This window comes from Streptomyces hoynatensis, from assembly GCF_003626535.1.
In the GTDB taxonomy this organism is placed as follows: domain Bacteria; phylum Actinomycetota; class Actinomycetes; order Streptomycetales; family Streptomycetaceae; genus Streptomyces; species Streptomyces hoynatensis.
Map to the genome: position 1 here is coordinate 95,782 of NZ_RBAL01000018.1, position 14,167 is coordinate 109,948.

Genomic DNA, 14,167 nt, shown 5'->3' on the forward strand with positions numbered 1-14,167 from the left:
GCTCAGCGGCGGCGGGCGAGGCGGCAGGCCAGCGCCACCGCGGCCGCGGCGACCAGGAGCGCGGCGGCGCAGGGCAGCAGGGGCCAGCGCGTGGTCCCGTCCTGCGAGCCCCCGACCAGGCTGCCGACCGCCGCGTTCGCCGGCGAGGCGCCCGCCACCAGGAACAGCACGGCCCCGGCCACCGTCGCCGCCAGGGAGGCCGCCCGGCCGCGCAGCAGCGGACGGCCGGCGAGCGCCCCGATGACCAGGCCGAGCAGGGCGCAGGCCACCATGGCCAGCAGCCCCGCCGCGGCCGCCGGGCCCCTGGGCACCTCCGTCCGGTGATCGGCCCCGTGCGGATCGCTGATCAGCGCGACGAGGCACACGGCCACCGTGCCCGGCGCCAGCGAGGCCAGCAGCGCGGTGACCAGGCTCGCCAGGTGGGTGCGGGCGGGTCCCGCCGCGGCCACGACGCAGTCCCGCGCCGCGGGCGGCTCCACCGTCAGGCAGGTCCGCGTCAGCCAGGCCGCCACCGGCAGCAGCGCCGCGGCGGCGAAGCCGAGCGAGTCCAGCACGGGCTGCCCTGACTGCACGCCGATCCCGAGCAGCGCCGCGTACAGCACGAGCGGGGCGAGCGCGCGGTGGGAACGCAGCAACAGCGCCGCGTCGTACCGCACCAGGACCGCCAGCGCCCTCATCCGCGGGTCTCCACCGAGCGGATGTGCCAGGCGGGTTCCGCCGCCAGCAGCGCGCGGAGCAGCGCGTCGGACTCCGCGGCCGTCACGGTCAGCCGGAACGCGCCGCCCGGCAGCGGCTCGGGGCGCGGCCCGCCGGGCGGGACGCCTGGCGGCGGCCCGGCGGCGCCGGGCGGCGCGACCGCCTCGACCACCACCCGCGGCCCCGGGGCCGGGCCGCCGGCGGCGGGCCTGCCGCCGGCCTGGCGCAGCCGCCCGCCGTCCAGCCGGTGGACGAGGGCGCCCGCCTCGCGCAGCCGCGCCGGGTCGTGGTCGACGAACACCGCGGCACCGCCCGCGGCCACCCGGTCCAGCACCGCGGCGTCCAGCGTGCGCCTGGCCTCCTGGTCGAGTCCGGTCCACGCCTCGTCGAGGACCACCAGCTCCGGCTCGGCCAGGAAGGCCTGGCTCACGGCCACCTTCTGGCAGCTCCCCTTGGACAGTTCGCGCAGCGGGGTGTGCGCGTGGCCGGCGGCGCCGAAGCGCTCAAGCCACTGTGCGGCCGCCCTGGCCGCGGCGGGCCCGCGCAGCCCGTGCACCCGGCCCAGGTGCGTCAGGTAGCCGAGCGCGGTCAGCCCGAGGGCGGGCGGGAACCGCTCGGGAACGCAGGCCGTGCGCCGCGGGCGGCCCCCGATCCGGCCGCGGCTCGGCGCGTCCGTGCCGGCGACCAGCCGCAGCAGGGTCGACTTCCCCGAGCCGTTGCCGCCCTGGACCCGGACCAGCGCGCCCGGCGGGATGTCGAGGTCCACATCCCGCAACACCCATGGCCCGCGCGGACGGTAGCGCCTGCTCACCCCCTGGAGTCTCACCCGGCCGACCTTAGCCCAGCGCCGCCGACTCCCCCACCCGTTCTGAGGCCAAACCTCAGATATTCCTCTGAACATCCCGGCGTGCGGTTCCCGGGACGGTGAACGGGAGACAACCTCTTCCAAACGAAGTCTCAACCGAACGAAGTCCCAACGAACGTCCCCCAGGAACGTTCCCTGCGCACACCCGGCAGACGTCCCTGCGGGCGTTCGCCGTGCACGTCGCACATCTCGGGGGGTACGCGTGACAGGAGCCGTACAGCCCGCGAAACCCGTGGGGTTCGCGAGGCGGGAGGGACGAGCGGCCGGGGAATCGGTGCCGCTCGGCCTCGGCATCGGGTGGCGGCCCGAGATCGCCGAGGGCATCGAGGAACTTCGGGGCATCGACTGGGTGGAGGTGGTCGCCGAGAACACCTGCGCCGACCACCTGCCGGACAGCCTGGTCCGACTGCGCCGACGCGGCACGACCGTCGTGCCGCACGGGGTGTCGCTCGGCCTCGGGGGCGCCGAGCGGCCCTCCCCGGGCCGGCTGGTGGCCCTCGCCCACCTCGCGGAGTCGCTTCGGGCCCCGCTGGTCACCGAGCACATCGCCTTCGTCAGGGCGGGCGGCGAGCTGACCGGAACCCCGCGGATCGAGGCGGGGCACCTGCTGCCGGTGCCGCGCACCCGCGACGCCCTCGACGTCCTGTGCGAGAACGTCCGCATCGCGCAGGACGCCCTCCCGGTGCCGCTGGCCCTGGAGAACATCGCGGCGCTCTTCGCCTGGCCCGGCGAGGAGCTGACGGAGGGCCAGTTCCTCAGCGAGCTGGTCGAGCGCACCGGCGTCGGGCTGCTGATCGACGTCGCCAACCTCTACACGAACCAGGTCAACCGCGGCGAGGACCCCGCCGCCGCGCTCGACGCCCTGCCGGCCGGGTCGCTCGCCTACGTGCACGTCGCGGGCGGCGTGCTGCGCAACGGCGTCTGGCACGACAGCCACGCCCACCCGGTGCCGCCGCAGGTGCTCGGCCTCCTCGACGAGCTGTGCCGCAGGTCCCGGCCGCCCGGCGTGCTGCTCGAACGCGACGAGGCGTTCCCGCCGGTGGCCGAGCTCGCCGCCGAACTCGACGCCATCCGCGGCGTGGTGGAGGGGGCCCGCCATGGCTGACACCCGGGTGGCGCCGGGCGCCACGGACCTGGAGCCGGCCAGGCGGCGGCTCGCCGCCGCCCAGGCGGAGCTGCTGACGGCGCTCACCGCGGGCGGGCCGCCGCCCGCGGGCTTCGACCGGGAGCGGCTGCGCATCCAGCGGCAGGCGCTGGCCGCCAAGCGCGCCTCGGTGCTCGGCAAGGTGGCGCCGGAACTGCCGCGGATCCTGGGCGGCTCCTTCCGGCCCGCCGCCCTGGCCTACGCCCTGGCGCAGCCGCTCACCGGCGGCTACGGGCAGGACGCGGTCGCGTTCGTGCGGCGGCTGCTGGCCTCGGGGGAGGTGCCGGACGCCGCCACCCGCCGGGAGCTGAAGCGGTGGCTGCGCGCACGCACCGGCTCCCCCCACCCCTTGCGGGCCGCCTGGCGGCTGCGCCCGTTCCGGCAGGGGAGGTGAGCGGCATGGCCGGCACCTTCGCGCTCGTGCTCTGCCTGATCCTGGCCGCGGCCCTGGCCCACCTGCTCGTCCAGCGCGGCCGGGCGCGGTACTCCGCCGAGCGGGCCGCGCGGCTCGCCAAGCACACCACGATCACCCGGGCCTACGAGGCGGCGTTCCTGGCGGGCGGCCCCGGCCGGGTCGCCGAGACGGGCCTGTGCGCGCTGCTGGAGAAGGAGCGCCTGGCCGTCGAGGACCGCCAGGCCCGCCTCCTGCGCGCGGTGGCCGACGACGCGGTGGAGCGCGAGGTGATCGCGCAGTGCGGCACCGGGTGGGCGACCCCGCTCCGCGACGTCCTGTGGGGAGCCGCCCACGCCGAGGGGGTGCAGGCGATCGGCGACACGCTCGCCGCCCGGGGCCTGCTGACCCGCCCCGAGCGGCACGCCGCCCACCGGCGGGCCGCCGCGCTCAGCCTGTCCCTGTCCACGACGGTGCTCGCCGTCTCGGGCCTCGGCTACCTGATGGGCCACGAGGCCCTCGCCCTGACGTTCTGGCTGGGCGCGGGCACCCTCCTCGCCTCGGCGCTGCTCCGGCCCCGCCGGTCCATGCTGACCGGCTCCGGGCGCGCGGCGCTGGCCGCCCTCAACCGCCGCGGCGCGCGGGTGCCCTCCGACCTGGTCTGGCAGGTGGCGCTCCGGGGCGTGGACGCGCTGCCCCCGGATCTGCGCCTCCAGTTCGCGGGCAGCCGCCTCATCGGCTCCGCGGCGGGCCGCGGTTCCTCGGAGGCCGCCTGGGCGGCCTGCGGGGCGAGCGGCAGCAACTGCGGCGGGGGCGGCGGCTGCGGCAGTGGGGGCGGAGGCGGCTGCGGCGGAAGCGGGGGCTGCGGCGGCGGTGGAGGCGGCGGCTGCGGTGGTGGCGGCGGCTGCGGGGGCGGGGGCTGCGGCGGCTGAACCGCGCCACGGAGGACCGCCGGGACCCTCCCGGTCCCGGCGCCCTGCCCTCCGCACGGCCGCCGACGGCCAACCTGCGCCGCCCGGCGGCTCCCGATCGCCCCGGCCGGCCCCCGGCTTCGGCGGGGCTCGCCCGCCCGGCCGGGCTCAGGCCAGCCCGGCCACCAGCTCCGCAACCTGCTTGCGCCGGCCGGTGAAGAAGGGGGTCTCCTCGCGCACGTGCCTGCGGGTCTCCGAGCCGCGCAGGTGGCGCATCAGGTCGACGATCCGGTACAGCTCGTCCGCCTCGAAGGCCAGCAGCCACTCGTAGTCGCCGAGCGAGAACGAGGCCACGGTGTTGGCCCGCACGTCCGGGTACTCGCGCGCCATCCGCCCGTGCTCGGCGAGCAGCCGCCGCCGCTCCTCGTCCGGCAGCAGGTACCACTCGTAGGAGCGGACGAAGGGGTAGACGCAGACGTAGTCGCGCGGGGTCTCCTCGGCCAGGAAGGCCGGGATGTGCGACTTGTTGAACTCGGCCGGCCGGTGCAGGGCCATGTTGGACCACACCGGCTCCAGGGCGCGCCCGAACCTCGTGCGGCGGAAGCGGTTGTACGCCTCCTGCAGCGCGTCCGGGCTGCCCGAGTGCCACCAGATCAGCACGTCGGCGTCCGCCCGCAGCCCGGACAGCTCGTAGGTGCCGCGCACCGTGACGTCCTTGCCGGCCAGCTGCCCGAAGAGCTCCTCGACCTCGTCGGCGTAACCGGTCCTGTCCTCGGGCAGCGCCTCCCGCAGCCGGAACACCGACCACAGCGTGTACCTGATGACCTCGTTGAGCTCCCTGGCCCGCTTGCCCGCGCCGACCGCGGGGTTCTCGGATGCAGCAGTCATGGGGCTATTCTCCCGCCTCCTCGCGGCGGCCGGTGGGCAGGGTGCGCAGCAGCTCGCTCGCGGCCTGCCGCGCCCCGGCCACGCAGGCGGGGATGCCCACCCCGTCGTAGGAGGCGCCGCACAGCCGCAGGCCGGGCAGCCCGGAGAGGAAGCTGCGCACCCGCGCCACGCGGGCCGCGTGCCCGACCGGGTACTGCGGCAGGCCGTTGACCCAGCGGGTGACCAGGGCGTCCACCGGCTTCGCCGTGAGGCCGGCGGCCTCGCCCAGGTCGTCGAGGGCGGCCCGCACCAGTTCGGCGTCCTCCCAGCCCAGCGGCCCCTCGTCGCCGTAGCGCCCGACCGAGGTGCGCAGCAGGAACAGCTCGGGGTCGGCCCCCGCGGCCCAGTCCCACTTCCCGCTGGTGAACGTGGCCGCCTTGATCACCTTCCCGTCCACCGCGGGCACCAGGAAGCCGCTGCCGCGCGGCAGCCGGGCCAGCTCCGCGCGCCGGAACGCCAGGGTGACGATCGCCATCGAGGCGTACTCGATCGCCGCCAGCTCCCCGGCCGCCGCGGGCGCCTCGGCGGCCAGCAGCCGGGCCGCGGCGGCGGCCGGAACGGCCAGGACGACGCCGTCCGCGACCAGGGAACGGCCGTCGTCGAGGGCCGCCGCCCAGCCGCGGGCCGTGCGCCGCAGCCCGGTGACCGAGACTCCGGTCTCCAGCGCGGCCCCCTTGGCGCGGCAGTCCCTGGCGACGGCCTCGGCGAGCGTGCCGACGCCCCCCTCGATGCCGTTGAACACCGGCTCCCCCGGCGGCCGCTGGGGCGCGGCCCGCTGCAGGGAACGGACGGCCGCCAGCAGCGAGTCGTGCTCGTGAGCGGCCTCGAACAGCTTGGGCACCGCGGAACGCATGGAGATCCGGTAGGCGTCGCCCGCGTAGACGCCGCCGAGCAGCGGCTCCACCAGCCGGTCCACCACCTCGTGGCCCATCCGGTCGGCGACCAGCCGCCCGATGGCCACGTCCTCGCCGAGCTGCAGCGGCGGCAGCTCGGTGTCGCGGGCGATCTGGGCCAGCCCGGCGTCGGACAGCACGCCCGTCAGCGCGGCGGCGGTGGCCGGGACGCCCATCACCTGCCCCTGCGGCATCGGCCGCAGCGCGCCCCTGGTCCAGATCGCGGCGCTGGTCACCGCGGGGGGCCGCAGCGCCTCGCCCAGGCCGACCGCTCTGGCCAGTTCGACGGCCTCGGGGCGTCTGGCGAGGATCGACTCCGCGCCGAGGTCCACCTGCACGCCGGCGACCCGGCCGGTACGAAGCTTGCCACCGAGCCGGTCCGAGGCCTCCAGCAGGGTGACGCGGAGCCCGGCGGCCAGCAACTGGTGAGCGGCGGCGAGGCCGGTGATCCCGCCGCCGACGACGATCGCATGCATGTCTCCACTTTCCCAGACCGGCCGCGGCGCCCGGCGCGGGACCTCGGGAGCCAGGGCGCCGGGCGCACACCACCGGCGCCCGTGCCCAACCGCCGCGCGGGCCAACGGCTTCCGCCGCGCCGGCGCGGGGTCCTGGCGGCCGGCTCAGCGCGCGGTCTGCTCGTGCACGTAGGACACCAGCCGGGTCAGCGCGTCCGGATCGGTGTCGGGCAGCACGCCGTGGCCGAGGTTGAAGACGTGCCCCGGCAGCGAGGCCGCGGCGTCGAGGACCCGCCTGGCCTGCGCCTCGACCGCGGTCCGCGGCGCGAAGAGCACCGCGGGATCGAGGTTGCCCTGCAGCGCCTTGCCCGGGCCCACCCGCCGCGCCGCCTCGTCCAGCGGTACCCGCCAGTCGACGCCGACCACGTCGGCCCCGGCCTCGCCGAGCAGCCCGAGCAACTCCCCGGTGCCGACGCCGAAGTGGATGCGGGGCACGCCGGTGCCGGCCACGGCGGCGAAGACCTTGGCGGAGGCGGGCAGCACCGAGGCCCGGTAGTCCGCCGGGGACAGCGCCCCCACCCAGGAGTCGAAGAGCTGCACCGCCGCCGCCCCCGCCTCGATCTGGACGGTGAGGAAGGTGGCCGCGATCGTGGCCAGCCGGTCGAGGAGGTCGGCCCACAGCTCGGGGTCGCCGTACATGAGGGCCTTGGTGTGCTCGTGGTTGCGCGAGGGCCCGCCCTCCACGAGGTAGCTCGCCAGGGTGAAAGGCGCGCCGGCGAAGCCGATCAGCGGGGTGGCCCCGAGTTCGGCCGTGGTAAGCCCGACCGCCTCGGTGACGAACCGCACGTCGTCGGGTTCGAGGGGCCGCAGCTGCGCCAGGTCGGCCCTGGAGCGGATGGGCCTGGCGATGACCGGGCCGACGCCCGGCTTGATGTCGAGGTCGACGCCGATGGCCTTGAGCGGGACGACGATGTCGCTGTACAGGACGGCGGCGTCCACGTCGTGGCGGCGCACGGGCTGGAGGGTGATCTCGGCGACGAGTTCCGGGCGCCGCAGGGCGTCGAGCATCGCGATGCCCTCGCGGGCCTTGCGGTATTCCGGCAGCGAGCGCCCCGCCTGCCGCATGAACCACACCGGCGTGTGCGGCACGGGCTCGCGCCTGCAGGCCCTGAGGAACGGCGAGCCGGCCGTCGCGTCGGCTCCTGGGTCGGGGATGGAGTCCTTCGGAGTCACGCCGAGAAGTCTCCCACGCACGGGCATTCGGCCCCCGCGCCCGGGTGTGGCGCATCGCCGCCCGGCCGCGCCTGCGCCTAGGGTTACCGGCCATGGCAGCGTCTTCGACCCACCAGGCCGACGACCGGGCACCGCGCGCGGCCCGGGAGCCGGCGGCCCCCGCGGGGCCCGGCGGCTCCGGCCCGCGGATGCCGCCCGCCTTCCTGCAGGCGGTGGCCGCCCTGGAGGGGGTGGAGCCGCGCCGGGAGGTGCGGCTGGCGCCGTTGCCGCCGCCGCGCCGCCTCGCGCCGTACGCGCACGCGCTGTCCGCCTCGGTCCGCGCCGGGGAGGAGGAGCTGGCGGACGGCCGGTTCGTCCTGCTGCACGAGCCGGCGGGCGAGGAGTCCTGGCAGGGCGTCTTCCGGGTGGTGACCCTCGCCAGGGCGGATCTCGAACCGGAGCTGGCCACCGACCCGCTGCTGCCCGAGGTCGCCTGGTCCTGGCTCACCGAGGCGCTCGACGCGCACGGCCTGGCCCGCCGGGCCGCGGGCGGGACGGTGACCAGGGCGGGTTCGCACTTCTTCGGCGGGCTCGCCGACCGGCCCGCCCGCGCCGAGCTCGAACTGCGCGCCTCGTGGACCCCGCTGGAGGCCGCCGGGGCCGGGGGCCACCTGCTGGCCTGGTGCGAACTGCTCGCGCAGTGCGCCGGACTGCCCCCGGAGACCGGCGGCCCCGCGGTCACCGCCCTGCCGCGGCGCCGCGGCCCGCAGCCCGGCTGAGCCGCGGCCCGCGGCTTCGCCGTTTAGATGCGCTTAACGCCGCTCGGGCAACTTCACTCCCCGTCCAGGCCGTCGGCGCGGGGCCCGCACTCGCCTCGTCCCGCGTGCGGGCCCGGGACGGCCGAACCGGGATCGACGAGGGAGTTGGACGATGCGGGACCACACCAGACGCTCCGTGCTGCGCACCGCGGCCGTGGCCGGGGCCGGGATACCGGCCGCCCAGCTGGCGGGCGCGGCCGGGGCGGGAGCCGCGAGCGCGCCGGGGCGCCACGCCGAGGCCGGATCCTGGCCGCCGCCGCTCGGCCCGGCCGCGGTCGGGCCGCAGGACGCGCGGTACTACGGCCTGGTGCGCCGCGGCATCAACGCGCGCCACCAGGGCTCGCCCGACGAGGTGCGCGTCGTCGGCAGCACCGGGCAGGTGGCGGACGCCGTCCGGGAGGCGGTGCGCCGCGGGATGCGGGTCTCCGTGCGCAGCGGGGGCCACTGTTTCGAGGACTTCGTCGACAACCCCGAGGTCCGGATGATCATCGACATGTCGGGGATGACGAACGTCTACTACGACGAGGAGCGCCGCGCCTTCGCGGTGGAGACCGGGGCCACCCTCTCGGAGGTGTACCGCAGGCTCTACCTGGGCTGGGGCGTCACCATCCCGGGCGGCTGGTGCCCCACGGTGGGCGCGGGCGGCCACGTGCAGGGCGGCGGCTTCGGCACGCTCAGCAGGCTGCACGGCCTCACCGTGGACCACCTGTACGGCGTCGAGGTGGTCGTGGTGGACGGCCGCGGGCGGGTCCGCACCCTCGTGGCCACCCGGGAGGAGGACGACAGGAACCGGGACCTGTGGTGGGCGCACACCGGCGGCGGCGGGGGCAACTTCGGCGTGGTGACGCGCTACTGGTTCCGCTCGCCTGGCGCCAGGGGCGGCGACCCGGCGCGCCTGCTGCCGAGGCCGCCGCGCTCGGTGCTCACCTTCAAGGCCGCCTGGTCCTGGGACGACCTCGACGAGGCGGCGTTCACCCGGCTGGTGAAAAACCACGGCGCCTGGGTCGAGGACCACAGCGACTCCGGCTCCGAGTACGCCGCGCTGCACGCCAACCTGATCCTGCTGCCCACGCTGATGGGCGCCCCGTACCTGATCGGCCAGGTCTCCGCGGAGTCGGGGGCCGAGCGGATCATGCGCGACCACCTGGACGCGATCAGCGCGGGCACCGCCGCCTACGAGGTCACCGAGCAGAAGAACGACCTGCCCTGGCTCACCGCGGCGCAGATCGGCAGCGGCGAGGGCACCGGCCGGATGTTCGGCAAGATGAAGTCGGCCTACGCGAAGAAGACCATCGGCGCGGAGCAGATCGCCACCGCCTACCGTCACCTGGCCAACCAGGACCCGGCGGAGATCTCGGGCGCGATCTCGCTGGCCACCTACGGCGGCCGGGTGGGCGACGTGGCCCCCGACGCGACGGCGTACTCCCACCGCGAGTCCCGGTTCAAGATCGAGTACGTGACGATCTGGGGCGACGCGGCCCAGACGCCGGTGTTCGAGGCGGGGATCAGGAACTTCTACCGGGCGATGTACGCCGACACCGGCGGCGTGCCGGTGCCGGGCGAGGTCAACGACGGGGCGTACATCAACTACCCGGACGTGGACATGAAGGACCCGGAGTGGAACACCTCGGGGGTGCCGTGGCACTACCTCTACTACAAGGACAACTACGCCCGGCTCCAGCGGGTGAAGGCCCAGTACGACCCGGAGAACTTCTTCCGGCACGGCCTGTCCGTCGAGCCGGCCTGAGGCGCGCCGGGGCGGCGGCCCGGCCGGGAAACCCCGGAAAGGCCGCAACGGCGGGCACCACGGGAAAGACGGGAAGGGCGGTAAAGGCACGACGCAGGGAGTGAGAGGAATGACAGGAATGGCGGGAATGGCAGGGATCGGGGGCTCGACGGGAACGGCGGGAACGGCGGAGAAAGGGGCGCGGCGGGGCGAACGGCCGAGGCCGGCGGACCGGGATCGGCACCGGCGCCGGAAATGGGCGGGGAGCGGACGAGGGAAGGGACGGAAAGGACACGCGGGGGCGGGAAAGCTCCCTCAAAAGTGCAAGGTCCCGGGTTCTGGGCCGGGATGACGAATCACCGGTTCGTGATCATTCTCTAAAGCCACCGGGGCATCCTGCCGAAGGACTCAGTGACCCTTGCACCCGGATCGCCCCGACTCCTCCCGATGAGTCGGATTCCGGTCCACCCCCACCCCACCCCTTCCGGGAGGCCCGGTGTCTGTTCTTCTCGAGCACCCCACAAGCCTGGTCGCCTACCGCCCCAACAAGCCGACCGCCATGGTCGTCGTGGCCGACCCTCGCGTCCGCTCCACCGTGACCCGCCATCTGTGGGCCCTCGGCGTGCGGGACGTGATCGAGGCGTCGTCCATCGCGGAGGCCCGTCCCCGTGTCGCCAACCCCCGAGACATCTGCGTCGCCGACGTCCACCTTCCCGACGGCTCCGGACTCACCCTGCTCTCCGAGACCAGGGCCGCCGGGTGGCCCAACGGCCTCGCCCTCTCCGCCGCGGACGACATCGGCGCGGTGCGCAACGCCCTGGCCGGCGGCGTCAAGGGCTACGTCGTCACCGGCACGCGCAACGCCCTCGGCCCCGTCACCCGGCACGGCGCCGCCCACCTCGGCGCGGCCGCGGCCAGGGGCATGCACCGCCGCCAGCCGGGCGTGCCGGCCCACCAGGGGGGGTACCGGGAGCTCTCGGGCCGCGAGGTCGAGGTGCTCAGGCTGGTGGCCGAGGGCCAGTCGAACAAGGCGATCGGGGTCTCCATGGGCCTCTCGGCGCTGACCGTCAAGAGCCACCTGGCCCGCATCGCCCGCAAGCTGGGCACCGGGGACCGCGCGGGCATGGTCGCCGTCGCACTCCGCACCGGAATCATCCACTGATCCGTCACTCCCGGCACCGGGCGCGCACCTTTGCGGCCGACAGGTGCCGGGAGCACGGAGAGACGTTGTGCACCGTACGCACAGAGTTAGTCTTAACTGGTGACCGACGCCCAGCAGACCACGGACGCATCTCCAGGAGTTTCCGCCTCCGAGCCCTCTGGCCCCGCGCCGGTCCCTTTGCTCACGCCACGAGAGGGCGTACCCCCGGTCATCACCGAGCCCGAGGAGCTCGCCGCCGCCGTCGCCGCCTTCGCGGCCGGCAGCGGGCCCGTGGCCATCGACGCGGAGCGCGCCTCCGGATATCGCTACGGGCAGCGCGCCTACCTGGTCCAGCTGCGCCGCAAGGGCGCCGGCACCGCACTGGTCGACCCCGCCGCCTGCCCCGACCTCTCCGCGCTCGGGGAGGCGCTCCGCGACGTCGAGTGGGTGCTGCACGCGGCGACCCAGGACCTGCCCTGCCTGCGGGAGATAGGCATGGTCCCCACCCGGCTCTTCGACACGGAGCTCGCCGGCCGGCTCGCCGGCTTCGCCCGGGTGGGGCTCGGGGTGATGGTCGAGACGGTCCTCGGGTACAGCCTGGAGAAGGGGCACTCGGCGGTCGACTGGTCGACCCGGCCGCTGCCCGAGCCGTGGCTGCGGTACGCGGCCCTCGACGTGGAGCTGCTGGTCGACCTGCGCGACGCCCTGGAGGAGGAGCTGCGCGGGCAGGGGAAGCTGGACTGGGCCCTGGAGGAGTTCGCCGCCATCGTGGCCGCTCCCCCGCCGCCGCCCCGCAAGGACCCGTGGCGGCGGACCTCGGGCGTGCACAAGGTGCGCCGCCGCAGGCAGCTCGCCGTGGTGCGGGAGCTGTGGACGGCCCGGGACCACGTGGCGCAGCGGCGGGATCTGTCGCCGGGGAAGGTGCTCTCCGACGCGGCGATCATCGCCGCGGCGCAGGCCATGCCGAGCGACGCGCGGACGCTGGCCGCCCTGCACGGCTTCGGCCACCGGATGGGGCGGCGCCAGCTGGAGCACTGGCAGTCCGCGGTCGACCGGGCCAGGCGGCTGCCCGAGGCCGAGCTGCCGCAGCCGGGCCAGCCCGCCGCCGGTCCCCCGCCGCCGCGGGCCTGGGCCGAGAAGGACCCGGCCGCCGCCGCCCGGCTGACCGCCGCGCGGGCCGCCGTGACCGCGCACGCGGAGCTGCTGCGGCTCCCCCAGGAGAACCTGCTCGCGCCGGACGCCGTCCGCCGCCTGTGCTGGGAGCCGCCCGCCGAGCCGGACGCCGCGTCGGTGGCCGAGGCGCTGCGCGCCCTCGGCGCCAGGGAGTGGCAGATCTCCCAGACCGCCTCCCTGCTGGCGACGGCCCTCGCGGCCTCCCACTGACGGCTCAGCGCCCGCCCCGGCGTTCGCGAAGGGTTCCGGGCGGCTCGCCGGCGTCGAGCGGTTCGTTGCGGCGGACGTCCCCCGATTTCCCGCCCGTCTCCGGGTCCGCCGCCGGTCACCCCGGGCCCTGACGCCCGCACAAGCGCCAAGCGGCGAGGGCGTGGTCCGCTCTTGCCAGCCGGTTACCCACGAGTAGCATGGCCTTGGGCCGGGGATTCACGGGGGCTCCCCGCGGTCACCCGGTCCCCTCCGGTCCTGCCCGGTCTCCATCGGGTTCTCCCGGTGTGGTCGATGTGCTCGGTGTGCCCGGTAGTCCTGGTTCCACGGTTGTGAGGAGTTGTCATCGTGCCGCGTAACGTCAGGGACGTCGTCTTCGTGGACGGCGTCCGTACCCCGTTCGGCAAGGCGGGGCCGAAGGGGATCTACCACGAGACCCGCGCCGACGACCTGGTCATCAAGTGCATCCGCGAGTTGCTGCGGCGCAACCCGCAGCTGCCGCCGGAGCGGGTCGACGACGTGGCCGTCGCGGCCACCACCCAGATCGGCGACCAGGGCCTCACGCTCGGCAGGACCGCGGCGATCCTGGCCGGGCTGCCCAAGACGGTGCCCGGCTACTCCGTCGACCGGATGTGCGCAGGGGCGCTGACCGCCGTGACCACGGTGGCCGGCTCCCTGGCCTTCGGGGCCGGGGACATCGCGGTGGCGGGCGGCGTGGAGCACATGGGCCGCCACCCCATGGGCGAGGCCGTCGACCCCAACCCGCGCTTCGTCGCCGAGAAGCTGGTGGACGAGTCCGCCCTGTTCATGGGCATGACGGCGGAGAACCTGCACGACCGCTTCCCCACCCTGACCAGGGCCAGGGCCGACGAGTACGCCGCGCGCAGCCAGGAGAAGGCGGCCAAGGCGTACGCCGACGCGCGCATCCAGCCCGACCTGGTGCCGATCGCGGTGCGCCGCACCGGCGAGGAGGGCGGGGAGCGCGGCTGGGGCCTGGCCACGGCGGACGAGCCGATGCGGCCCGGTACCACCGTGGAGGCGCTGGCGGGGCTGAAGACGCCCTTCCGCCCGCACGGCCGCGTCACCGCGGGGAACTCCGCGGGCCTCAACGACGGCGCCACCGCCTCGCTGATCGCCGCCGAGGAGGTCGCCAGGGAGCTGGAGCTCCCGGTCAAGATGCGCCTGGTCACCTATGCCTTCGCCGGGGTGGAGCCGGAGGTGATGGGCTTCGGCCCGATCCCCGCCACCGAGAAGGCGCTGCGCCGGGCGGGCCTGACGATCGACCAGATCGGCCTGTTCGAGATCAACGAGGCCTTCGCCGTCCAGGTGCTCGCCTTCCTCGAGCACTACGGCATCGCCGACGACGACCCGCGGGTCAACCAGTACGGCGGCGCCATCGCCTTCGGTCACCCGCTCGCCTCCTCGGGCGTGCGGCTGATGACCCAGCTCGCCCGCCAGTTCGAGGACCAGCCGCACGTGCGCTACGGGCTCACCACGATGTGCGTGGGCTTCGGCATGGGCGCCTCGGTCATCTGGGAGAACCCGCACTGGGAGGGCCGGGAATGAGTACCGCCAAGGCCGACGTGAGGACGAGCAGGACGACGGGAG

The 14,167-nt window shown here is 75.7% G+C and carries 11 protein-coding genes and 1 pseudogene; 7 read left to right on the forward strand and 5 right to left on the reverse strand.

Going from position 1 to position 14,167, the window contains the following annotated elements; genetic code table 11:
- Positions 1-2: 2 nt before the first annotated feature.
- On the reverse strand, positions 3-677 hold the full coding sequence (locus tag D7294_RS24835) for an ABC transporter (RefSeq protein ID WP_422070736.1): 675 nt from the start codon (positions 675-677) through the stop codon (positions 3-5).
- Positions 674-1,522: an ABC transporter ATP-binding protein gene (locus D7294_RS24840; protein WP_120683502.1), complete on the reverse strand. Its 849-nt coding sequence runs from the start codon at positions 1,520-1,522 to the stop codon at positions 674-676. Before D7294_RS24840 ends, D7294_RS24835 begins: the two co-directional genes overlap by 4 nt.
- Before the next feature lie 313 nt (positions 1,523-1,835).
- Here D7294_RS24840 and D7294_RS24845 point away from each other — a divergent pair.
- Positions 1,836-3,099, forward strand: a pseudogene (locus tag D7294_RS24845) (MbnB/TglH/ChrH family RiPP precursor modification enzyme).
- Positions 3,100-3,104: 5 nt separating this feature from the next.
- Positions 3,105-4,028, forward strand: a complete 924-nt coding sequence (locus D7294_RS24850; protein WP_120683504.1) for a TIGR04222 domain-containing membrane protein — start codon at positions 3,105-3,107, stop codon at positions 4,026-4,028.
- A 147-nt stretch (positions 4,029-4,175) separates the two neighbouring features.
- Here D7294_RS24850 and hemQ read toward each other — a convergent pair whose 3' ends face one another.
- From hemQ to hemE, 3 genes are all read right to left on the reverse strand, one after another.
- Entirely contained in the window at positions 4,176-4,895 is a 720-nt protein-coding gene (gene hemQ, locus D7294_RS24855) for a hydrogen peroxide-dependent heme synthase (protein WP_120683506.1), read from the reverse strand.
- A gap of 4 nt (positions 4,896-4,899) precedes the next feature.
- Positions 4,900-6,303, reverse strand: a complete 1,404-nt coding sequence (hemG, locus tag D7294_RS24860; protein WP_120683508.1) for a protoporphyrinogen oxidase — start codon at positions 6,301-6,303, stop codon at positions 4,900-4,902.
- Between the two features lie 144 nt (positions 6,304-6,447).
- Entirely contained in the window at positions 6,448-7,542 is a 1,095-nt protein-coding gene (gene hemE / locus D7294_RS24865) for a uroporphyrinogen decarboxylase (protein ID WP_120683510.1), read from the reverse strand.
- Positions 7,543-7,607: 65 nt separating this feature from the next.
- Here hemE and D7294_RS24870 point away from each other — a divergent pair, with 65 nt between their 5' ends.
- The 5 genes from D7294_RS24870 (at position 7,608) to D7294_RS24890 (ending at position 14,125) form a co-directional block, all read left to right on the forward strand.
- A complete protein-coding gene (locus D7294_RS24870) occupies positions 7,608-8,273 on the forward strand; it encodes a DUF3000 domain-containing protein (RefSeq protein ID WP_174248433.1) in 666 nt (221 codons plus the stop codon).
- A gap of 151 nt (positions 8,274-8,424) precedes the next feature.
- Positions 8,425-10,059, forward strand: coding sequence for an FAD-binding oxidoreductase (locus tag D7294_RS24875; protein WP_120683512.1), 1,635 nt, complete (start codon positions 8,425-8,427; stop codon positions 10,057-10,059).
- A gap of 475 nt (positions 10,060-10,534) precedes the next feature.
- On the forward strand, positions 10,535-11,200 hold the full coding sequence (locus D7294_RS24880; protein ID WP_120683514.1) for a response regulator transcription factor: 666 nt from the start codon (positions 10,535-10,537) through the stop codon (positions 11,198-11,200).
- 99 nt (positions 11,201-11,299) lie between these two features.
- On the forward strand, positions 11,300-12,562 hold the full coding sequence (locus D7294_RS24885; RefSeq protein ID WP_120683516.1) for an HRDC domain-containing protein: 1,263 nt from the start codon (positions 11,300-11,302) through the stop codon (positions 12,560-12,562).
- Between the two features lie 345 nt (positions 12,563-12,907).
- A complete protein-coding gene (locus D7294_RS24890) occupies positions 12,908-14,125 on the forward strand; it encodes a thiolase family protein (RefSeq protein ID WP_120683518.1) in 1,218 nt (405 codons plus the stop codon).
- Positions 14,126-14,167 lie beyond the last annotated feature (42 nt).